The 22,182-nt window shown below is 68.6% G+C and carries 20 protein-coding genes; 11 read left to right on the top strand and 9 right to left on the bottom strand.

Annotated elements, in window-relative coordinates; genetic code table 11:
- Positions 1-10 precede the first annotated feature (10 nt).
- Positions 11-577: a GNAT family N-acetyltransferase gene (locus AS96_RS00525; RefSeq protein ID WP_036284462.1), complete on the top strand. Its 567-nt coding sequence runs from the start codon at positions 11-13 to the stop codon at positions 575-577.
- Between the two features lie 34 nt (positions 578-611).
- On the opposite strand, the gene AS96_RS00530 is transcribed toward AS96_RS00525, so the two are convergent.
- A complete protein-coding gene (locus AS96_RS00530; protein WP_036284464.1) occupies positions 612-2,537 on the bottom strand; it encodes a BglG family transcription antiterminator in 1,926 nt (641 codons plus the stop codon).
- A 109-nt stretch (positions 2,538-2,646) separates the two neighbouring features.
- On the opposite strand from AS96_RS00530, the gene AS96_RS00535 reads away from it, so the two are divergent.
- From AS96_RS00535 to AS96_RS00565, 7 genes are all read left to right on the top strand, one after another.
- Entirely contained in the window at positions 2,647-2,991 is a 345-nt protein-coding gene (locus AS96_RS00535; RefSeq protein ID WP_005048160.1) for a PTS sugar transporter subunit IIB, read from the top strand.
- Complete coding sequence (locus tag AS96_RS00540) at positions 2,988-3,263, top strand: HPr family phosphocarrier protein (protein ID WP_005048157.1); 276 nt, start codon at positions 2,988-2,990, stop codon at positions 3,261-3,263. The genes AS96_RS00535 and AS96_RS00540 overlap by 4 nt, the downstream gene beginning before the upstream one ends.
- A 20-nt stretch (positions 3,264-3,283) precedes the next feature.
- Positions 3,284-4,948 (top strand): phosphoenolpyruvate--protein phosphotransferase, encoded by a 1,665-nt coding sequence (gene ptsP, locus AS96_RS00545; RefSeq protein WP_005048154.1) that lies wholly within the window; start codon positions 3,284-3,286, stop codon positions 4,946-4,948.
- A gap of 31 nt (positions 4,949-4,979) precedes the next feature.
- Positions 4,980-6,659 carry a PTS mannitol transporter subunit IICB gene (locus AS96_RS00550; RefSeq protein ID WP_005048152.1) on the top strand — a complete coding sequence of 560 codons (1,680 nt, stop codon included), beginning with the start codon at positions 4,980-4,982 and terminating at the stop codon, positions 6,657-6,659.
- A gap of 129 nt (positions 6,660-6,788) precedes the next feature.
- Positions 6,789-7,226, top strand: coding sequence for a PTS sugar transporter subunit IIA (locus AS96_RS00555; protein ID WP_005048150.1), 438 nt, complete (start codon positions 6,789-6,791; stop codon positions 7,224-7,226).
- Positions 7,226-8,374 (top strand): mannitol-1-phosphate 5-dehydrogenase, encoded by a 1,149-nt coding sequence (locus tag AS96_RS00560; protein ID WP_036284466.1) that lies wholly within the window; start codon positions 7,226-7,228, stop codon positions 8,372-8,374. Before AS96_RS00555 ends, AS96_RS00560 begins: the two co-directional genes overlap by 1 nt.
- Before the next feature lie 254 nt (positions 8,375-8,628).
- Positions 8,629-9,525 carry an endonuclease domain-containing protein gene (locus tag AS96_RS00565; RefSeq protein WP_036284468.1) on the top strand — a complete coding sequence of 299 codons (897 nt, stop codon included), beginning with the start codon at positions 8,629-8,631 and terminating at the stop codon, positions 9,523-9,525.
- Positions 9,526-9,734: 209 nt separating this feature from the next.
- On the opposite strand, the gene AS96_RS00570 is transcribed toward AS96_RS00565, so the two are convergent.
- From AS96_RS00570 to AS96_RS00605, 8 genes are all read right to left on the bottom strand, one after another.
- On the bottom strand, positions 9,735-10,850 hold the full coding sequence (locus tag AS96_RS00570; RefSeq protein ID WP_036284471.1) for an adenosine deaminase: 1,116 nt from the start codon (positions 10,848-10,850) through the stop codon (positions 9,735-9,737).
- Between the two features lie 40 nt (positions 10,851-10,890).
- Positions 10,891-12,207 carry a thymidine phosphorylase gene (locus AS96_RS00575; protein ID WP_036284473.1) on the bottom strand — a complete coding sequence of 439 codons (1,317 nt, stop codon included), beginning with the start codon at positions 12,205-12,207 and terminating at the stop codon, positions 10,891-10,893.
- Positions 12,204-12,605, bottom strand: coding sequence for a cytidine deaminase (locus AS96_RS00580; protein ID WP_005048137.1), 402 nt, complete (start codon positions 12,603-12,605; stop codon positions 12,204-12,206). Before AS96_RS00580 ends, AS96_RS00575 begins: the two co-directional genes overlap by 4 nt.
- A gap of 8 nt (positions 12,606-12,613) precedes the next feature.
- The gene (locus tag AS96_RS00585) at positions 12,614-13,897 is read right to left on the bottom strand and encodes an ABC transporter permease (protein WP_036284476.1); all 1,284 of its coding nucleotides are present in this window, start codon (positions 13,895-13,897) and stop codon (positions 12,614-12,616) included.
- On the bottom strand, positions 13,894-15,204 hold the full coding sequence (locus AS96_RS00590; protein ID WP_051498707.1) for an ABC transporter permease: 1,311 nt from the start codon (positions 15,202-15,204) through the stop codon (positions 13,894-13,896). The genes AS96_RS00585 and AS96_RS00590 overlap by 4 nt, the downstream gene beginning before the upstream one ends.
- Positions 15,201-16,715, bottom strand: coding sequence for an ABC transporter ATP-binding protein (locus AS96_RS00595; protein WP_036284479.1), 1,515 nt, complete (start codon positions 16,713-16,715; stop codon positions 15,201-15,203). The genes AS96_RS00590 and AS96_RS00595 overlap by 4 nt, the downstream gene beginning before the upstream one ends.
- Before the next feature lie 89 nt (positions 16,716-16,804).
- A complete protein-coding gene (locus tag AS96_RS00600) occupies positions 16,805-17,929 on the bottom strand; it encodes a BMP family lipoprotein (protein WP_036284482.1) in 1,125 nt (374 codons plus the stop codon).
- A gap of 162 nt (positions 17,930-18,091) precedes the next feature.
- The gene (locus AS96_RS00605) at positions 18,092-19,207 is read right to left on the bottom strand and encodes a mannose-1-phosphate guanylyltransferase (RefSeq protein WP_036284484.1); all 1,116 of its coding nucleotides are present in this window, start codon (positions 19,205-19,207) and stop codon (positions 18,092-18,094) included.
- Between the two features lie 216 nt (positions 19,208-19,423).
- Here AS96_RS00605 and sdhC point away from each other — a divergent pair, with 216 nt between their 5' ends.
- The 3 genes from sdhC to sdhA all read left to right on the top strand — a co-directional run.
- The gene (gene sdhC, locus AS96_RS00610; RefSeq protein ID WP_081767938.1) at positions 19,424-19,858 is read left to right on the top strand and encodes a succinate dehydrogenase, cytochrome b556 subunit; all 435 of its coding nucleotides are present in this window, start codon (positions 19,424-19,426) and stop codon (positions 19,856-19,858) included.
- Positions 19,858-20,322 (top strand): succinate dehydrogenase hydrophobic membrane anchor subunit, encoded by a 465-nt coding sequence (locus AS96_RS00615; protein WP_036284489.1) that lies wholly within the window; start codon positions 19,858-19,860, stop codon positions 20,320-20,322. The genes sdhC and AS96_RS00615 overlap by 1 nt, the downstream gene beginning before the upstream one ends.
- A 45-nt stretch (positions 20,323-20,367) precedes the next feature.
- Positions 20,368-22,182, top strand: a 1,815-nt coding sequence (gene sdhA / locus AS96_RS00620) for a succinate dehydrogenase flavoprotein subunit (protein WP_036284492.1), incomplete at its 3' end; no start/stop codon positions are given.

Below are 22,182 nucleotides of genomic sequence, written 5' to 3' on the forward strand. Positions count from 1 at the left end.
GGTTCAGCGCGTGCTGCTGACCGAGCCTGTCGTCCTCGAGAACGAGCGTGTCCGACTCGAACCGCTGCGGGCCGATCACGCGGCCGAGCTCCAGCGCGCCCGCGAGGGGCTGGAATACGCCTGGTACACCTCCGTTCCCTCAGACGCGAGCGCGGACATCACCCACCGGCTCGCCGAACGCGACAGCGGACGCATGAACCCGTTTGCGGTGGTGGTCGACGGCGTGGCGGTGGGGATGACGACGTTCTGCACCATCGATCTCGACAGTCCGCGGGTGGAGATCGGCTACACCTGGTTGTCGCCGACAGTGCAGCGCACCGGCGTGAACACGGCCGCCAAGCTCCTGCTCCTGCAGCACGCGTTCGAGGCGTGCCACGTGATCGCCGTGCAGTTGTGCACGCACTGGCACAACCGTCAGTCGCGCGCCGCGATCGAGCGTCTCGGCGCGAAGCAGGACGGCGTGCTGCGCAATCATCGAGTGGGTCCCGACGGCGCCCTGCGCGACACCGTGATCTACTCGATCCTCCCGCACGAGTGGCCGACGGTGAAGCGGGGCCTTCAGGCTCGCCTGCGCTGAGCGTCGACGACGGACGACGCGGCGTGGGCGCGCCTCAACCGTCGACGACGGCCACCAGTTCGTCCAGGAAGGGCCCGAACGACGTGCCGCGGCGGACGATCCGCTGCACGCTGTCGCGTTCGCTGAAGACCTCGACCAACTGCTCGAACACCGTCTGGAACGCTTCGCGATCGCTCTCGGAGAAGGCCACCATTGCGATCACCTGCACGCGGCCCTCACCCCAGGCCATGGACGGGTCGGCGATGCCCAGGGCGATCGCCGTGCGCGTCGCCGTCATCCCGATCGCGTGCGGCACCGCGAGCGCGTCCGTGAATGCGGTCGAGGACAGCCGTTCGCGCTCGAGCGTGCGCTCGACGTATCCCTCGTCGATGACGCCCTGCGCGACGAGCCGGGCTCCCAGATCGCGGATGACGCTTTCCTCATCGGCGTCCGCAGAGACGCGTCCGATGAAGGCATCGGCGGAGAAGTAGCGGCCGAGCTCGTCCCGCAGTCGCGCCAAGCGACGCGCGCGGCGCACGCGGCCGGCCGCCGCCTGCACGCGCTCGATGTCGCTCTCCGTCAGGAAGGGCTGGATGCGCACGATGCCGTCACCGGCGAAGGGCGGGTCGATCGTCGTGAGGATCAGATCGGTCTCGATCGCCCGCCAGTCGGGGTCGGCCCGTGTGTCGACGCCGACGACGTCGACCGCCTGTCCGAGCGAGCGGTCCACGCTCGATCGCAGCAGTTCATGCAGTTCGTAGTACCCGGGGCACACGATCGTCGCGGTCAACACCGTGCCGGCGTGACGGCTCCGTTCCAACTGACCCCCGACGTGCATCGCGATGTAGGCGATCTCGTCGTCCAGGAGCGGGATGCCGAGAAGCCCCCGTAGCCCGTCGGCGATGAACACCGCGACCTCGAAGATCATCGGGTAGGTCGCCTTCAGCGAGCGGGTGAGGGGGTTGCGCGACCACGCCTGCTCCTGTGCGCGCAGCCGCAGGTTCTGCACGTGGAGGGCGAGACGCAGCACGAAATCCTCGTGCTCGATGTCGACGAGGAACTCGGATGCCGCACGGTGCACGACGTCGCGCACCGCCGCCTCGACCTCGGGCTGCAGACCCGCTCGTGTCACCGACGCGGCCTCACCGGGACCGGGCGCGACGACGCGGCCGAGGACGAGCGCGGAGAGGTGGCGCCGGTCGCCCGCCCCCAGGCGAACCCCCAGATGGCGCTCACAGAGCGTGTCCAGCAGCGTCCCCACCTGCTCCTGAGCGGGCGTCGTGCTCTCCAGCGCCGTCGTCTCCAGCGCACGGTCGTGGGCGACGCGGTCGGCGGTGATGGCGACGTGCATCATCACATCGCCGATACCGAACTCGTTGACGAAGTAGCCGAGCTCGCGCAGACCCGAAACCAGATCGGCTTTGAACGGGCCGAAGACCGCTTCGCCGATCGATCCCGCGCCGAGGCTGCGCCGGAGGGCATCGAGGTCGAACGCGCCGTCGTCCGTCTCGTCGTGGGCAAGCCGGCTCAGCAGGCGACGCTGTGCCATCTCCGTGCCCTTCAGCCGCGCGCGCGATCCGCTGCGCTCCAGCGTGAGCTCGGTGTCGCCCAGCAGCGCACGGACCCGGCCCAGGTCTCCCTCGAGGGTCGCCGGACTGACGTGGAAGTCCTCGGCGGTCTCGAAGACGTCGATGCCCTCGCGGCCCGACAGCAGTCGACGCACGAGCCGGTGCACGCGCTCCCGCGGTGTCGCGGCATCCGCTCCGGCGCGCAGCGCTGCGGGCGCATCCGCACCCGCGCGATACCCGAGCGGACCGGACTCCACGACGACGCCCCGCGGCACGCGGGCGTTGAGCGCGGTGACGTAGCTGCGGATGCTGCGCGGCGTCACTCCGACGATGTCGGCGAGCTCGGCGGCCGTAAGCCAGTCATCCTCGCGCGCGAGCAGAGCGATGACCCGGTCCTGGCGCGCTCTGCTCATATCCACCAGTCAACCACGCCCATCGCGGGGTGTTTCCGCCCCCGCGGAAACAGGTGTGGTTGTCGCCTCCCAGCGCTTTCACAAGAATGGCGGAGAAGGAGGCGGATCGATGAGGATCCTCGTTGTGTGCGGCGCGGGAGCGTCGAGCACGTTCGTCGCGCAGCGTGTTCGTCACGCGGCGCAGGCGGCCGAGCGTGAGCTCAGTGCCGTCGCCGGCACCGAGCAGTCGCTCCCGATCGACATCGATGCCGCAGACGTGGTGCTCGTGGGTCCCCACCTGCAGAGCAGCCTGGATCGCATCCGTCGCGAAGCGGCGCCGCGTCTCGTACGCGTGATCCTCCTTCCGCCCGACATCTACAGCGATCTCCACGGCACGCGCACCCTCGCGCTGATCGACGAGACCCTGAGGACAGACCCCGACATGCCCGCTTCGACGGAGAGGAACCCCGCATGAGCTCTGTGTCCCGCACGATCCGCATCGGATCGTCCAACGGATTGCACGCCCGCCCCGCGAAGCTCTTCGCCCAGGGCGTGAAGGACTCCGGCCTGGAGGTCACGATCTCCAAAGGCGCGGGTGCACCGGTCAACGCCGCCAGCATCCTGGGCGTCATCTCCCTCGGAGCGGAGAAGGGCGACTACGTCACCCTCACCGCGGAAGGCGAGAACGCCAACGCCGTGCTCGACGTACTCGCCGAGCTGCTCACGACCGACCACGACGACAACTGAACCGAAAGAGAGACCCGAAGATGAGTGAACTGCGTGGAGTGGGTATCGGACTGGGCGTCGCCCAGGGTCCCGTGGCCCGTATGGCCGACCCGCTGCCCGCCCCCTCGGACGTACCCAGCACGCTGACGCCCGACGAGGAGCTGGCCCGCGTGCGCGCGGCGGTCTCCGCCGTCGCCCGTGAGCTCGAGGAGCGCGGCTCAAAGGCCGGAGGTCTCGCCCGCGACGTCCTGGAGGCCCAGGCGATGATGGCCGAGGACCCCACACTCGACACCGAGGTCTCCACGCGCGTGAACGCCGGCAAGACCGGCGAGTATGCCGTACACGAGGCGTTCGCGAGTTTCCGCGACACCCTGGCCGCGATGGGCGGCTATCTCGGGGAGCGCGCCGCCGACCTCGACGACGTCGCCCAGCGCGTCATCGCACGCCTGCGCGGCCTGCCCGCCCCGGGCGTGCCCGACCCCGGTCACCCGTTCGTGCTCGTCGCGAAGGACCTCGCCCCCGCCGACACCGCCCTGCTCGACCTCGACCAGGTGCTCGCGCTCATCACGACCGACGGCGGGCCGACCTCGCACACCGCGATCCTGGCGCGCGAGAAGTCCATCGTCGCCATCGTCGGCGCCGCCGCCGCGAAGGACCTCACCGACGGGCAGACGGTCATCGTGGATGCCGCGAAGGGTGTCGTGACCGTCGACCCCACCGAGGACGAGCTCGCCCAGGCCCACAACCGCGCCGCCGACCGTGCCGCCGCGGCATCCGCCCCGCTCACCCCGGGTGCACTGAAGGACGGCTCCGCCGTGCCGCTGCTGGCCAACCTCGGCAAGCCGGGCGGCGCCGCCGAGGCGGTCGAGCTGGGCGCCGAGGGCGTCGGACTCTTCCGCACCGAGTTCCTCTTCCTGTCGGCCACGCAGGCACCGACCGTCGACGAGCAGACCGCGTCGTACACCGAGCTGCTGAAGGCGTTCCCCGGCAAGAAGGTCGTCGTCCGCGCTCTCGACGCCGGGGCGGACAAGCCCCTCGCCTTCCTCAACGACGCGCACGAAGACAACCCCGCCCTGGGCCTTCGGGGCCTGCGCGCCCTCCGCGCCAGCGAGGACATCCTGCGCGAGCAGCTCACCGCGCTCGCGAACGCGGACGCCGCGACCGAGGCCGACCTCTGGGTCATGGCGCCGATGGTCGCCACCGTCGAGGAAGCGGACTACTTCGTGACGCTCGCGAAGGAGTACGGCATCAAGACCGCCGGCGTCATGGTCGAGGTCCCCTCGTCCGCGATCCAGGCGAAGCGCATCCTCCAGATCGCGGACTTCGCCTCGATCGGCACGAACGACCTCACGCAGTACACGCTCGCCGCCGACCGTCTGCTCGGCTCGGTCGCGTCGTATCAGGACCCGTGGCATCCCGCGGTCCTGGAGCTGATCAAGATGACCGCCTCCGGCGGCAAGGCCAACGGCAAGCCGGTCGGCATCTGCGGCGAGGCCGCCGCCGACCCGCTGCTGGCCGTCGTGCTCGTGGGCCTCGGCGCGACGACGCTGTCGATGGCTCCCACGGCCCTCGCGGACGTGCGCGCCTCGCTTCTGCAGTACACCCGCGAGGATGCCGAGCGCATCGCCGCGGCCGCTCTTGCCGCCGATGACGCGGCATCCGCACGATCGGCGGCTCAGGCCGCCGCTGAGAACCTCGCCGGCTGACGGCGCGGCACATTCGAAGGGAACGAAGACAATGACAACGGCGTCCACGACATCGACGGGGGTGAACCGCGCACGCGTCGGCGTGCAGAGGTTCGGCACCTTCCTGTCCGGCATGATCATGCCGAACATCGCGGCCTTTATCGCCTGGGGCTTCATCACGATGCTCTTCATCACGAAGGGCTTCTTCGGCGCGGAGAGCCCGTTCGGGTGGCACTGGTCTCCCGTCGCGGAGATCATCGGTGGCGGCGGAAACGCGGCGGACATCGGCTGGAACGGCGCGATGACGGCGCTGGCGAGCGGCGATGCGGGCAACTTTGCGGCCTACGTCGGCCTCGTCGGCCCGATGGTCACCTATCTGTTGCCGCTGCTGATCGCCAACACCGGCGGTCGCATGGTCTACGGCGAGCGCGGCGGCGTGGTGGCGACGATCGCCACCATGGGTGTCATCGTCGGCACCGACATCCCCATGTTCCTCGGCGCGATGATCATGGGCCCGCTGGCGGCCTGGATCACCAAGCAGATGGACAAGCTCTGGGACGGCAAGATCAAGCCGGGCTTCGAAATGCTGGTGAACAACTTCTCCGCCGGCATCCTGGGCATGATCTTGGCGATCGTCGGTTTCTTCGCCTTCGGCCCCATCATGCTGGGAATCTCGACGTTCCTCGGCGGCATCGTGGGCTGGCTCGTCAGCGTCAACCTGCTCCCGCTGCTGTCGATCATCGTCGAGCCGGCGAAGGTGCTGTTCCTCAACAACGCCATCAACCACGGCGTGTTCACCCCCCTCGGCATCCAGCAGGCGACCGAGGCGGGCAAGTCGATCCTCTTCCTCATCGAGGCCAACCCCGGCCCCGGCGTCGGACTTCTGCTCGCCTTCACCTTCTTCGGCGTCGGTGCGGCTCGCGCTTCGGCTCCGGGCGCGATCATCATCCAGTTCTTCGGCGGCATCCACGAGATCTACTTCCCGTACGCGCTCAGCAAGCCGATGACGATCCTCGCCCTCATCGCGGGAGGCGCGACCGGCGTGACGACCAACATGCTGCTGGGCGGCGGCCTCGCTTTCCCGGCAGCTCCCGGAAGCATCATCGCCGTGACTGCCGCGGCCATCGGCCCGGGCGTCGGCAACCTGTTCGTCGTGTATCTGTCGGTGATCCTCGCCGCCACCGTGACGTTCTTGATCACCGCGGTGATCCTGCGGGCGTCCCGCAAGCGTGACCTGGCCGCAGAGGCGGACTCCAGCGCATCGTTCGAGGCGGCGATCGCCCAGACCGAGGCGAACAAGGGCAAGAGCTCCGAGGCCCTCGCCGGCCTCCGCGCCGGGGCGGCCGCGAACGCCGGGCTCGAGGGTGACCAGTCGTCGCTGTCGGCCGACCGGGCCGCCGACGCCGTCGCCGCGGGAACGGTGGTACCCGCCGCACGCGTGACGAACATCGTGTTCGCCTGCGACGCCGGTATGGGCTCGTCCGCGATGGGCGCGAGCGTGCTGCGCAACAAGATCAAGAAGGCCGGCATCGACGACGTCTCGGTCACCAACAAGGCGATCGCCAACCTCGACGGCAGCGAAGACCTCGTGATCACCCAGCAGCAGCTCACCGACCGCGCACGCGGGCGCACGCCGAACGCGACTCACGTGTCGGTGGACAACTTCATGAACTCGCCGAAGTACGACGAGGTCGTGGATCTGGTGGTCCAGCAGCACAAGAACCAGGCCTGATCGCTCAGGCCCACCCTGACGCCGCGGGGACGGGATGCGCGATGCCCCGCCCCCGCGGCTCTCACCCGATACAGCGTCGCCCAGACGTACGATGACCGAGACGACGCTACGCACAGAGACGAGGACGACATGTCACGCGATGTACTGAAGATCGATCAGGTTCGGATCCACTCCGGATCGGTCACGAAAGAGCACGCCATGCGTGAGGCCGCGGACATCCTCGAAGCCGCCGGAGCCGTCACCTCCGCCTACTACGACGCGATGCTCCAGCGCGAGCAGACCGTGTCCACCTACATGGGCAACGAGCTCGCGATCCCCCACGGCACCAACGAGACGAAGGATGCCATCCTCGACTCGGCGCTCTCGTTCGTCCGCTATGACGGCGGCGTCGACTGGGACGGCGAGAAGGTCAGTTTCGTCGTCGGCATCGCCGGCAAGGGCGATGAGCACCTGGACATCCTCTCGCAGATCGCCCTGATGTTCTCCGAAGACGAGGAGGTCGCACGCCTGAAGGCGGCGACCACCGCAGAGGACCTGTTCGCACTGCTGTCGACGGTGAACGGCTGATGAAGGCCGTCCACTTCGGCGCCGGTAACATCGGTCGCGGCTTCGTCGGGCTGCTGCTGCACGAAGGCGGCTACGAGCTGGTGTTCTCGGATGTCGCGGCATCCTTGGTCGACGCCATCAACGCGGCTTCGGAGTACACCGTCCACGAGGTCGGCGATGGCGGCACCGACACGGTCGTGACAGGCTTCCGCGCGATCAACAGCGCCACCGATCCGCAGGCGCTGATCGACGAGATCGCCACCGCCGAGGTGGTGACCACCGCGGTCGGCCCGACGATCCTGCGCTTCGTCGCGCCGCACATCCTGGCCGGTTTGGCCCTGCGCGACCCGTCTCGGCCTCCGCTGCAGGTCATGGCGTGCGAGAACGCGATCGGGGCGACCGACACCCTCCGCGACGAGATCCGCGAGCAGGCGGGTGACGCGTGGGACGCGATCAGCAACCGGGCGGTGTTCGCCAACACCGCCGTCGACCGAATCGTGCCCGCACAGCCGGAAGGCGCGGGGATCGACGTCACCGTGGAACCCTTCTTCGAATGGGCCATTGAACGGCCCCCCTTCGCCGACGCCCCGCCCCACATCCCCGGCGCCCACTTCGTCGACGACCTCGCCCCCTATATCGAGCGCAAGCTCTTCACGGTGAACACCGGTCACGCCGCGACCGCCTACTTCGGGGCCCGCGCGGGCGTCGAGAAGATCTCCGACGCGCTGGCGGATCCGTCCATCGTCTCCCGCGTGGCCGCCGCGCTCGAAGAGACGTCCGCACTGCTGGTCGCGGTGCACGGATGGGATGCTGCCGAGCTCGCCGAGTACCGTGCGACGATCCTGCGCCGCTTCGCCAACCCGGCTCTGCCCGACACCGTCGGCCGCGTCGGGCGCCAGCCGTTGCGCAAACTCTCGCGACACGAGCGGTTCATCGGCCCCGCCGCGGCCGCCGCCGAGCGGGGGCTGTCCACGACCGCCCTGGTCGAGGCGATCGGGGCGGCGCTGGAGTTCGACGAGCCCGACGATGAGCAGTCGGTGGAGATGCAGCGACGACTGCGCGCCGAGGACGCGGCCACCTTCACCGCCGCGGTGACGGGTCTGGAGCCGTCGCACCCGCTGTTCGCCGCGGTCGAAGCCGTCGTCGGACAGCGTCAGTCCGAGCTCTGACCCGCTCCCCCGACCCCGGGACGGCGGACCGCGCTGGCTTCCGGCCGCGGAGCCCGGGGCCCCCTTCCACCGTTCACAACTCCGGAGATCCCTCGGTACACCGCACCCAGCCCGGGCTGTGGCCGACGGTCGCGAGCGCATCTCCGGAGTTGTGAACGGCGACGACTCCTCCCCCGCGCCCCGCTGAACCCGGTCGTCCACCGACGCGGCACACAAAGCCCTGCCCGACGGGCGTCGCGGTCAGAGTTCTGGACATGATCCGATCTTCTGCCGACCGTCCCGTTCTGCCCAGCGACGTCCCGACCGCTGTTCTGCGGCGTGCTCACCTGCTCGCCGCGGGAGCCACCGGCCGACAGATCACCGATGCGGTGCGCGACGGACGGCTCCTGCGCCTGCGGCGCGATCACTATCTGCCCCGGGACACCGATCCGCAGGTGTGCGCGGCGGTGCAGTGGGGCGGGCGCCTGGACTGCGTCTCACTGTTGCGACTTCTCGGCGTGTTCGTACGGGAGCGTGCGGGGTTGCACATCCAGCTCGCTCCGGACGCCTCCCGCACGCCGCGACCGGAGGCGTCGACGGAGATCGTGCGACATTGGCGTCCCACCTCCAGCGCCGCCGATGATGTGCTCGTACCTGTCCGCGAAGCACTATGTGCAGCGGTGCGCTGCCAGCGGCCGCGGGATGCGATCGCCACGCTCGACAGCGCGTGGCATCTCGGGGCAGTGGATGAAGACGGTCTCGCTGACGTCTTCGCGCACGTTCCCGGGCGCTACCGATCCCTGCGGCCGCTTCTCGACCAACGTGCGGAGGCGGGTACCGAGACCCTCGTCCGCCTCATGCTGCGCAGTCTGGGATGCCACGTGGACCTGCAGGTTCGAATCGACGGCGTCGGCCGAGTGGATCTCCTCGTCGACGGCTGGCTTGTCATCGAGTGCGACAGTCGCTCGCACCACGGGTCGTGGGGGGATCACAAGCGAGACCGCCGCAGGGATGCCGCCGCAATCGGACTCGGCTTCACGACTCTGCGGCTGCTCGCCGAGGACATCCTCTTCCGTCCGGAATGGGTGATCGAGGTTCTCCGGCGGGCGGTAGCCCGCGGCCCTCGCACCACGCCGCGCACCGTGCGAGTTCACAACTCCGGTGAACTGTGAACGGACAGGCCGATCCGTGGCCCAGAGGGCCGAACCTGCTCGGAAACTCCGGAGTTGTGAACGGTGGCCGTGATCGACGTGATCGAGACGCGCACCGGGCTCCCCCGCGCTCCGCCCGAACCCAGAACCCGAACCAGAACCAGAACCCGAACCCGAACCCGAACCCGAGCCGGCCCGGAACCCTTGACGGGGCTGCCGTGGGGTGCGGGTCAGGCGTCGAAGCCCTCGCCGATGAGCTCGATGAGCTCCTCGCGCTCCTCCACCGACAAGAAGGCGCCCGCGGCCGCGTTCAGCTGGAAAGCCTCCAGGTCTTCGAGACGGTAGTCGAAGGTCTCGGCCAGCAGCGCGAGCTCGCGCGTGAGCGAGGTGCGGCTCATCGTGCGGTTGTCGACGTTGACCGTCACGGCGAAGCCGAGCTGATACAGCAGGTCGAACGGATGATCCTCGAGGTTCTTGCCCCACGCGGCGATCGCACCGGTCTGGAGGTTCGAGGAGGGCGACAGCTCGAGCGGGATCTCGCGATCGCGCACCCAGCGCGCCAGGTCGCCGAAGGTCACCAGCACCGAGTCGCCCTGCTGCTGCACGACCTCGAGGTCCTCCGCAATGCGCACACCGTGGCCGAGGCGCAGGGCGCGGCCGTCGAGGATCGCGGAGCGGATCGAGTCGAGTCCCGCCGCCTCCCCCGCGTGCACCGTCACCGGGAAGAACTCGGAGGCGAGATAATCGAACGCGGCGCGATGACGCGACGGCGGGAAGCCGTCCTCCGCCCCCGCGATGTCGAAGCCGACCGCACCGCGGCCGCGGAACGCGACCGCGAGCCGGGCGATCTCCAGCGAGCGGTCGGCATGACGCATCGCCGTGATGAGCTGGCCGACCCGGATGTCGCGACCCGAGCGATCGACGGCGTCCTCGCCCTCCTCGATGCCCTCCTGCACGGCCTCGACGGCTTCTTCGAGGGAGAGCCCTCCGCCCAGGTGCTGCTCGGGGGCCCAGCGCACCTCCCCGTAGATCACGCCATCGGCGGCGAGGTCCTCGACGAACTCCTTCGCGACGCGGCGCAGGCCGTCGGCGCTCTGCATCACGGCGGTCGTCAGATCGAACGTCTTCAGGTACTCGACGAGTGAACCCGAATCGCTCTGGTCCTCGAACCAGTCGGCGAGCTCCTCGGCATCCGTCGACGGAACGTCGAGGCCGATCTCATCGGCGAGCTCGATGATCGTCTGCGGCCGCAGCGCGCCGTCGAGGTGATCGTGCAGCGAGACCTTGGGAAGCGAGCGGATGGAGACGCCCTCGAGCTTCGGGTCGGCGTGGGGGTCGGTGGCCATGGGGCTTCCTTCTGGTGGGCTGTGCGGGTGGAGCAAAGGGTCAGGCGGTGATGCGCTCGAGGACGAGCGGAGTGGATGCCGGGGCATCCGTTCCGATCTCCCAGGCCCCCTCGAGGGCGTCGAGGGCGCGCTCGAAGCGCTTGTCATCATCCGCCAGAAGGGTGAACAACGGCTGTCCGGCGACGATGGATGCGCCGGGCTTGACATGCAGGTCGATGCCGGCGGCGTGGACGACGGGGTCCTGAGCGCGCGCGCGTCCCGCGCCCAGACGCCACGCCGCGATGCCGAACGGGAGCGCCTCCATCCGCGTCAGGACACCGTCGCGGGGCGCCACCACGGTATGCGTCTCACGCGGTGTCGGCAGCGCCGCGTCGGGATCGCCGTCCTGCGCACGGATCATCTCCCGCCACGCGTCCATGGCGCGCCCGTCGCGCAGCGCGGTCTCGACGTCGGCGTCGGGCTGTCCGGCCAGGGCGAGCATCTCGCGCGCCAGAGCCACGGTGAGCTCGACGATGTCGGCCGGGCCGCCGCCGGCGAGCACCTCGACCGACTCGCGCACCTCGTTGGCATTGCCGATGGTGAGACCGAGCGGCGTGTTCATGTCCGTCAGCAGCGCCGTCGTGGCCACGCCCGAGTCGGTGCCGAGGGCGACCATCGTGCGCGCCAGCTCACGTGCCCTCTCGACGTCGCGCATGAACGCGCCGGAACCGAACTTCACGTCGAGCACGAGCGCGTCGGTGCCCTCGGCGATCTTCTTCGACATGATGCTCGAGGCGATCAGCGGGATCGCCTCGACGGTCCCGGTCACATCGCGCAGGGCGTACAGACGCTTGTCCGCCGGAGCGAGGCCCGAGCCGGCCGCGCAGATGACGGCCCCGACGTCGCGCAGCTGCGCGAACATCTCCTCGTTCGACAGGGCGGCGCGCCAGCCGGGGATCGACTCGAGCTTGTCGAGCGTGCCGCCGGTGTGGCCGAGGCCGCGGCCGGACAGCTGGGGCACCGCGACACCGAACGCCGCGACGAGCGGCGCGAGCGGCAGCGTGATCTTGTCACCCACGCCGCCCGTGGAGTGCTTGTCGACGGTGCGCTTGCCGAGACCGGCGAAGCTCATGCGCTCGCCCGAGGCGATCATCGCATCGGTCATGACGCGGATCTCATCGCGGTTCATGCCGTTGAGGAGCACGGCCATCGCGAAGGCCGCCATCTGCGAGTCGGCGACATACTCGCGCGTGTAGGCGTCGATCATCCAGCGCAGGGCGTCCTCGGGCACCGCACCGCGGTCACGCTTGGTACGGATGACGTCGACCGCGTCGAACGGTTCGACCGCGGCATCCGCCGCACTCTGCGCCGCGCTCATCGCGACACCTCCTCGAGATCGCGCGGGCCGAAGGCATCCGGCAGCACCTCATCGATCGTGCGGATGCCCGAGACGGTCTCCAGCAGCATTCCCGGAAGGGCGAACTCGTTGAGCAGCTGACGGCAGCGCCCGCACGGCATGATCGTCTCCCCCTCCTTGTTGACGCACACGAAAGCGACGAGCTGCCCGCCTCCGGACATGTGCAGATCGCCCACGAGGGCGCATTCGGCGCAGAGCCCGACGCCGTAGGAGGCGTTCTCGACGTTGCAGCCCGACACGATGCGTCCATCGCTGACCAGCGCCGCGGCTCCGACCTGATAGCGGGAGTACGGCGCGTAGGCGCGCTGCATGGCCTCGGTGGCGACGGCGCGCAGCTCGTCCCAGTCGATGTCGGTCATGAAAGCGGTCACTCCTTGATATAGGGCTTGCCGGATGCCGCGGGTCCCCGGATCTGGCCGGCGAATCCGACCACCGCGAGGATCGTGACGACGTACGGCAGCATGAGCATGAACTCGCTGGGGATCGGCGTCTTCAGCACGGTCAGCAGGTTCTGCAGGTTGGTGGCGAATCCGAACAGCAGCGCGGCGAGCGTCGCCCGCACCGGATCCCAACGGCCGAAGATCACGGCGGCGAGGGCGATATAGCCGAGCCCCGCCGTCATGTCCTTCGTGAACTGCGGCACCGAGACGAGGGTGAAGTACGCGCCACCCATGCCGGCGATCGCGCCGGCCAGCAGCACGTTCCAGAATCGTGTCGGGTTGACCTTGATGCCGACGGTGTCCGCCGCCTGCGGGTGCTCGCCGACCGCCCGCAGACGCAGGCCCCAGCGCGTGCGGTAGAGCCCCCACGTCACGACGATGACGACGACGATCATGAAGTAGACGAGGAAGGTCTGGTTGAACAGGGCCGGACCGATGACGGGGATGTCGCCGAGGATCGGGATCTTGATGAGGTCGAACCGCGCCGGGCTGTTGAGCGTCTGCGTGTTGGGGGCGAGCATGACGCCGTAGAGGAAGCCGGTGAGGCCTGACACGAAGACGTTCAGCACGACGCCGACGATCACCTGGTCGACGATGTACTTGATCGAGAATGCGGCCAGGGCGAAGGCGACGACGACACCGCCGAGCATCGCACCGACGAGCCCGACGAACGGGTTCTGCGTGATGCTGGAAAGGACGGTCGCCGTGAACGCGCCGAGCAGGAACTGCCCTTCGATCGCGACGTTGACCACGCCGACCCGTTCACCGATGACACCGCCGAGGGCGCCGAAGACCAACGGCACCGCGAGCGAGATCGCGCCGCCGAGCAGCCCGACCAGAGTGATGGCGCCGGACGCGCCGGCACCGGCCCACGTCAGGAACGCGACCATGGCGAGCACGGCGTAGACGATCGGCAGCCAGAGCCCGACCGGGCGATACCGGCGGGCGGCGACGAAGGAGACGACGGTGAGCGCCGTCGCGATCGCCCACGCCGCCCACACCACGGGCAGCGCCGGAATGCTCACGTCGCCCAGAGCGATCGCCGCCCCGGCTTCGGCGAGGCGATACGTGGTGACGCCGTCGCGGGGAGCGAGAAGGAACAGGATGCCGAGGAGTCCGGCGAGCACCAGGAGGGTGACCGGCACCTTCATCGCGCGCACCTGGACGACGGTCGGCTCACCGATCTCGGGAGCGATCACCGGCGCGGTCATGCTGCCACCGCCTTCTGGTCGTTGCCGGCATCCGATCCGTTGCCGCGGGCGCGGCGCCGCGCGAGGCGGGCACGCGAACGCGGTGAGCGCTCGGCGTCGGTCTTGGGAAGGAAGAAGATCGTGCGGATCAGAGGCGGTGCGGCGATGAACAGCACGATCAGCGACTGGACGACGAGAACGATGTCGACCGGGATCTGCTGCAGCGCCTGCATCGGGAACGAGCCCGCCTTGAGCGCGCCGAACAGGATGCCGGCCCAGAAGGTGCCCCACGCACGGCTGCGTCCGAGGAGGGCGACGGTGATGGCGTTGAAGCCGATACCGGCGTCGATACCGCCGTCGAAGCCGCTCGTCACCGTGCCCTGGATCTGGCACATGCCCGCGATGCCGGCCAGGCCGCCGGCGAACAGCATCGCATAGATGTAGACGCGGGGAACGCTGATGCCCGCGGCGCGGGCCGCGTGCGGGTTCTCGCCGACAGCGCGCATGCGGAAGCCGAGGCTGGAGCGCTCAACGAGCCACCACACGAACAGCGTCGCGACGATGACGATCACGAAGCCCCAGTTGAGCTGGTTGAACTGTTCGCCGAACAGGAGCGGGAAGCGCGCGCTCTCCGGCGTGGGCCGGCTGATCGGCTGGATGTTGTCGGGCTTCTGGAGCAGCTCGGGAACACGCACCATCCACGACACCAGGTAGAAGGCGATGTAGTTGAGCATGATCGTGAGGATCACCTCGTGCGCGCCGGTGCGCGCTTTGAGCAGACCCACGAGTCCGCCCCACAGCGCGCCGCCGATGATGCCGACCACGAGCGTGAGCGGCACCTGGATGATCGCGGGCAGATCCAGCTGGAAGGTCACGAGCGCCGCGGCGGCGCACGCGATGAGCATCTGGCCGCGCGCACCGATGTTGAACAGTCCCACCCGGAACGCGACGGCGATGCCCAGAGCCGCCGCGATGAGCGGTGTCGCAAAGCCGAGGGTGTTCGCGAGCGGGCGGATCGCGCTCAGGAAGTCGGGGGCGTTCGGGTTGATGACCGAGCCGGTGAACAGCGCGGCGTAGGCACCGGCGACGGCGGTCCAGGCGGCCGAGAGCGTGTCACCGGGGCGCGCGAAGAAGTATCCGGATGCCGCCTGCACCTCCGGGTTGGTCACGGCGATGAGCACACCGCCGACGATCAGTGCCAGCACGACGGCCAGGATCGTGGTCACGACATTGCCGCGCAGGATCTCGGTCATGACGCGGTTCGCCGTCGGCGGAGGGGGTACCGCCGCGCCGGGTGCCAGGGGGGCGGGTTCGGTCGTGGTGCTCACGCGGCATCCTCCGTCGGGTTCTCGCCGGCCATCATCAGGCCGAGGACATCACGCGGCGTGTCCGCCGGCACGATGCCCACGATGCGCCCGCGGTACATCACGAGGATGCGGTCGGCGAGCGCAACGACCTCATCGAGCTCGGTGGAGACGACGACGACGGGAATGCCCGCGTCGCGCGTCTCGACGATGCGCTTGTGGATGAACTCGATCGAGCCCACGTCCACACCACGCGTCGGCTGGGAGGCGAGGAAGAGCTTGAGGCTGCGACTGAGCTCGCGCGCGATCACGACCTTCTGCTGGTTGCCGCCGGAGAGCGAACCCGCCGCCTGGCCGGGGCCTTGCGTGCGGATGTCGAACTCGGCGATGCGCTCCTTGGCGAAGTCGTCGAGGATGCCGCGCCGAATGGTCCCCCAGCGGGAGAAACCGGGGTCGTCGGACCGGTCGAGGATGAGGTTTTCGGCGACCGAGAACGCTCCGACGAGGCCGTCCTCACCGCGGTCCTCGGGGACGAAGCCGACACCGCTGGCGAGCACCTGGTTGACGCTGCGGCCGAGGAGTTCGGCGCCGTCGAGTATGATCGATCCGGTCGTGTGCGCGCTCAGACCCATGATCGCCTCCGCGAGCTCGGTCTGGCCGTTGCCCTGCACACCGGCGACGGCGAGGATCTCGCCGGGACGGACGTCGAAGCTGATGTCGTCGACGAGGACGACGCCATCGGCACCGATGACGCGGAGGTCCCTGACCTCGAGGCCGCCCGAGCCGATCTGCGGAGGGTTCTTCTGGACGGTCAGCTCGACCGGTCGACCGACCATCATCGAGGCGAGTTCGGTATTGGATGCGGTGGGTTCGGCCTCGCCGACCACCTTGCCGAGACGGATGACGGTGATGCGGTCGGCGACGGCGCGCACCTCGCGCAGCTTGTGCGTGATGAACACGATCGCCGTGCCCTCATCCCGCAGCTGCTTCATGATCGACATGAGCTCATCGGTCTCTTGCGGGGTGAGCACGGCGGTGGGCTCGTCGAAGACGAGGACCTTGGCATCGCGCGAGAGCGCCTTGATGATCTCGACGCGCTGCTGCACGCCGACCGGTAGATCGCCGACGAGGGCATCGGGATCGACGTCGAACCCGAAACGCGCGGCGACGGCGCGCACGTGCGCCCGCGCGGCGGCGAGGTCGAGGGAGCCCATGACGCCGGTCTGCTCATGACCGAGCATGACGTTCTCGGCGACCGTGAAGACCGGGATGAGCATGAAGTGCTGGTGCACCATGCCGATGCCGGCGGCCATCGCGTCTCCCGGACCGCGGAAATCCTGGACGACGTCGTCGAGCAGGATCTGCCCCTCGTCGGCCCGGTAGAGACCGTAGAGAACGTTCATCAGGGTGGACTTTCCGGCACCGTTCTCACCCAGCAGGGCGTGGATCTGCCCCGGTTCGACGACGATGTCGATGTGGTCGTTGGCGACGAGCGATCCGAACCGCTTCGTGATGCCACGCAACTCAAGCTTCATACGTGTGACCCTATCCAGAGAGGTCGGGCACGAGAAGAGAGCGGGGCGCTTCGCCGGCCGGCGAAACGCCCCGCTCTCGTGCTCGTGGATTACTTGGGCGAGCTGGGCGAGGTGACCTTGATCTCGCCGCTGACGATCTTCGCCTGCAGCGCCTTCAGCTCGTCCTGCAGACCGGCCGGCAGCTTGCTCTCGTAGTCGTGGAACGACGAGAGGCCGACGCCGTCGTTCTCCAGCGTGCCGACGTACGGCGTGCCGTCGAACTTGCCCTGCGACGCCTGCGTCACGGCGGTGTACACCGCGGTGTCGATGCGCTTCATGACGGAGACGAGGATCTGGTCGGCGACCGAGGGGTCGGCGACGGCGAGGTCGGAGTCGACACCGAGCATGACGGTGTTCTTGCCGCTGTCCTTGATGGCGGCGCTGGCCGACAGGTAGATCGGGCCACCGACGGGCAGGATCACGTCGACACCCTGGTCGAGGATGCCCTGCGCGGTCTGCTTGGCCGTGTCGTTCGCCTTGAAGTCACCCGTGAACGAGCCCTTCTGCGCAGCCGCGTCCCAGCCGAACGACTGGACGTTCGCGCCCTTGTCGGCGTCGTACTTCTTGACGCCCTCGACGAAGCCGTCCATGAAGATGGTCACCGGCGGGATCTGCATGCCGCCGAAGGTGCCGACCTTGTTCACGCCGGATGCCTGCGACCACGCAGCGGCGGCGTAGCCGCCGAGGTACGCAGCCTGAGCCGTGTCGAAGAGGAGCGGCTTGATGTTCGGCGCGTCGGTCTTGCCATCCTGGTCGGTGTCGGCGGAGTCGTCGATGATGGCGAAGTTGACGTTGGGGTTGGCCTTCGCGGCTTCCACCGTCGCGGCGGAGAGCTTGAAGCCGACCGACACGATGAACGTGCAGCCACCCGACAGCAGTGCGTCCATGTTGGGCTTGTAGTCGTTGTCGGACTTCGACTCCACCTCGAGGGGCTTCACGCCCAGCTCTGCGGCAGCCTTGTCCATGCCGTTCTTGGCCGACTCGTTGAACGACTTGTCGTTGAAGCCGCCGTTGTCCGAGACCAGGCAGGGCTTGAAGCCGTCCACGACGGTGCCGCCGGCAGCGGCCGAGCCGGAGCCTGCGGGGGTCGGGGCAGAGCCACAACCGGCGAGGGCGATGATGAGCCCCGCGGCAGCTGTGATGCCGGCGAGCTTCTTGGTGGTCGAGATGGTCAATGCAGCCTCCACATTGATAGACCCGCGGATTTCGCGGGCGCACGGATCGAAGTTACCTACTGTGACGTGGGATTTGCACGCTGCACACTCGGGTGCGGGCGAAAGGTTACAAAGACGCAATCAAGCCGACACGAACACGGCATCCTGCCCGGTGGCTCGTGATCAGAGCACGTCGCCGCGGCCGGTGAGCTTCAGCGCGTCGACGACGCCCTTCACGCGCTGGGCGTGTTCGCTCGTGGTGACCAGAAGCGCGTCGGGAGTATCCACGACCACGATGTCCTTCACGCCGATCAGGCTGATGACCCTCTTCGTGTGGCTGACGACGATGCCGCTGGCTGCATCGGAGAGGATGCGGGCGTTCTCGCCGAGAATGGCGAGGTCGTTCTTGCGTCCACCGCTGTTGAGCTTGGCGAGACTGGCGAAATCACCGACGTCGTCCCAGTCGAAGTGGCCGGGCACCACGGCCAGGCGCCCCTTCTCGGCGGCGGGTTCGGCGACGACGTAGTCGATCGCGATCTTCGGCAGCTTGGGCCAGATACGGTCGACCGCGGGACCACGGCGATCGCGGTCGTCCCACGCCTCGGCGAGCTCGAGAAGCCCCGCGTGCAGCTCGGGGTTGTTCGCCTCGATCTCAGCCAGGAGCACATCGGCGCGCGAGATGAACATGCCCGCGTTCCAGAGGTAGTCGCGATCGGCGAGGTACTGCTTCGCCGTCTCGAGGTCGGGTTTCTCGACGAAGCGCTCGACGAGCGACGCGTCGCGCGCGCCGTCGACGATGAGCTCGCCGCCGCGTTTGATGTAGCCGAAACCCACCGCAGGCTCGGACGGCGAGATTCCGACGGTGCAGATATAGCCCTCGCGCGCGACCTCCACCGCATCACGTACGGCGAACTCGAACACCCGCGTGCCGCGGATCACGTGGTCGGCCGCGAACGATCCGATGATGACGTCCGGCTCGCGTCGGTGCAGGATCGCGGCCGCCAGACCGATCGCCGCAGCGGAATCGCGCGGCTCGGACTCGAGGAACACGTTGCGATCGGGGATGCCGGGAAGCTGCTCCTCCACGGCGGCGCGATGCGCGCGGCCGGTCACGACCGCGATCCGGTCCTCGCCCGACAGCGGTGCGAGCCGGTCCCAGGTGTCCCGCAGCAGCGAATGACCCGACCCCGTCAGATCGTGCAGGAACTTCGGCGCATCGGCCCGCGAGAGAGGCCACAGCCTGCTGCCGACACCTCCGGCGGGGATCACGGCGTAGAAGTCGTCGATGGGTCGGGCCATGGCTTCGAGGCTATCGCCTCGGCCGTCCCCCTCCGAAAGAATGCCTTTTCGTGCGGTTCTCTCGATATCGAGAGAACTTAGGCTCCCCTTCCTCGCCCGGGTGGAAGGGGGCGACTTAGGATATGAATGCGCCCGTGTGCGACGAGAGGGCTCTGGCCCGCAGCCGATCAGGCCCCGCCGCAGCGTAGCGTCCGATCACACCAAGGGAGGACGACCGTGTCTGCACCAGCACGCGTCACACCGTCGGTAGCCCAGACCACGTCGAAGACCCCTCGCGGCACCCTGTACCGCGGCAACGAGGGCATGTGGTCGTGGGTGCTGCACCGCATCACCGGCATCGCCATCTTCTTCTTCCTGCTCGTGCACGTGCTCGACACGGCGCTGATCCGCGTCTCGCCCGAGGCGTACGACGCCGTCATCGGCACGTACAAGAATCCGATCATGGGCATCGGCGAGGTCTTCCTCGTCGCGGCCGTCGCCTACCACGCCTACAACGGCCTGCGCATCATCGCCGTGGACCTCTGGCCGTGGGCGACGCGTCACCAGCGCCAGCTGTGGTGGGGTGTGCTCGGTCTCTGGGTCGTCACCACCGGCGGCTTCGCCGTCCGCCACATCCCGATCGTCTTCTCGCAGATGGGAGGCGGTCACTGATGTCCGCCGTCACGCAGAACCCGGACCTCGCCGCCCCGCGGTCGCCGCAGGTCCGCAAGAAGGGCGTCAACCTCGAGAAGGTCGGCTGGGTCTACATGCGCGCCTCCGGCGTGCTGCTGATCGTGCTCATCTTCGGGCACCTCTTCGTGAACCTGATGCTCGGCGAGGGCATCCACGGCATCGACTTCGCGTTCGTCGCGGGCAAGTTCGCGACGCCCTTCTGGCAGTGGTGGGACGTGCTGATGCTCTGGCTCGCCCTCATCCACGGCGCCAACGGCATGCGCACGATCGTGAACGATTACGTGACCGGCGCGACGACCCGGAAGGTGCTCGTCTGGGCGCTGTGGATCGCCGCCGGGTTCCTCATCCTCCTCGGCACCCTCGTCGTGTTCACCTTCGACCCGTGCCTGGGCGTGGCGAACTCCTCGACGGAGTGGCTGATCGAGATGTGCGCCGCACGGTGACGACGAGCACAGCAACGACGAAGCAGAAGACAAGGCATCCCTGACGTGAGCACCCAGCATCCTGAAGCCGTCCTGCGTGACGGCGTGTACTACCACGAGTTCGACATCGTCATCGTCGGCGCCGGCGGCGCCGGCATGCGCGCCGCGATCGAGGCCGGCCCCGGTGCTCGCACTGCGGTCATCACCAAGCTCTACCCGACGCGCTCGCACACCGGCGCGGCCCAGGGCGGCATGGCGGCGGCGCTCGCGAACGTCGAAGAGGACTCGTGGGAGTGGCACACCTTCGACACCGTCAAGGGCGGCGACTACCTCGTCGACCAGGATGCCGCGGAGATCCTCGCCAAGGAGGCGATCGACGCCGTCATCGACCTCGAGAACATGGGGCTGCCGTTCAACCGCACCCCCGAGGGCAAGATCGACCAGCGCCGCTTCGGCGGGCACACCGCCGACCACGGCAAGACCCCGGTGCGCCGCGCCTGCTACGCCGCCGACCGCACCGGACACATGATCCTGCAGACGCTGTTCCAGAATTGCGTCAAGCTCGGCATCAACTTCTTCAACGAGTACTACGCGCTCGACCTCATCACGGTGAAGGATGCCGACGGCAACACCCAGATCGCCGGTGTCGTCGCCTACGAGCTCGCGACGGGCGACCTGCACGTCTTCCACTCCAAGGCCGTCATCTTCGCCACCGGCGGTTTCGGCAAGATCTACAAGACGACCTCCAACGCCCACACCCTCACCGGCGACGGCGTGGGGATCATCTGGCGCAAGGGTCTGCCGCTGGAGGACATCGAGTTCTTCCAGTTCCACCCGACCGGGCTCGCCGGCCTCGGCATCCTTCTCACCGAGGGTGCCCGCGGCGAGGGCGCGATCCTCCGCAACGCCTCCGGCGAACGGTTCATGGAGCGCTACGCCCCCACGATCAAGGACCTCGCGCCGCGCGACATCGTCGCGCGCTGCATGGTCAAGGAGGTGCTCGAGGGACGCGGCGCCGGACCCCACAAGGACTACGTGTACCTCGACTGCACGCACCTGGGTGCGGAGGTGCTGGAGACCAAGCTCCCCGACATCACCGAGTTCGCCCGCACCTACCTCGGCGTCGACCCCGTCACCGAGCCCGTGCCGGTCATGCCGACGGCGCACTACGCGATGGGCGGCATCCCGACCAACAACAACGGCGAGGTGCTGCAGAACAACGACACCGTCGTGCCGGGTCTGTACGCGGCCGGCGAGTGCGCGTGCGTGTCGGTGCACGGCGCCAACCGCCTCGGCACCAACTCGCTGCTGGACATCAACGTCTTCGGCAAGCGCAGCGGCCGCAACGCCGTCGAGTACGTCAAGACCGCCGAGTTCGTGCCGCTTCCCGACGACCCCGCGAAGGGGGTCCGCGAGATGATCGAGGGCCTGCGCAACAACCCCGGCTCCGAGCGCATCGCGGTGCTGCGGAAGACCCTGCAGGAGGAGATGGACGCCAACGCCCAGGTCTTCCGCACGGAGGAGACCCTGACCAACGTCATGGGCACGATCCACGACCTGCGCCAGCGCTACAAGAACATCCACGTCGACGACAAGGGCAAGCGCTACAACACCGACCTGCTCGAAGCCGTCGAACTCGGCTTCCTCCTCGATCTCGCCGAGATCGTCGCCTACGCCGCCCGCAACCGCAAGGAGAGCCGCGGCGGCCACATGCGCGAGGACTACCCCGACCGCGACGACGCGCAGTACATGCAGCACACGATGGCCTACCTCACCGGCGACCCGCACTCGCCCGACCCCGAGGACCACATCCGCCTGGACTGGAAGCCGGTCGTCTTCACGAAGAACGAGGCGGGCGAGTTGAACTACCCGCCGATGGAG

The sequence above is a fragment of the Microbacterium sp. MRS-1 genome (genome assembly GCF_000585455.1).
Lineage (GTDB): Bacteria > Actinomycetota > Actinomycetes > Actinomycetales > Microbacteriaceae > Microbacterium > Microbacterium laevaniformans.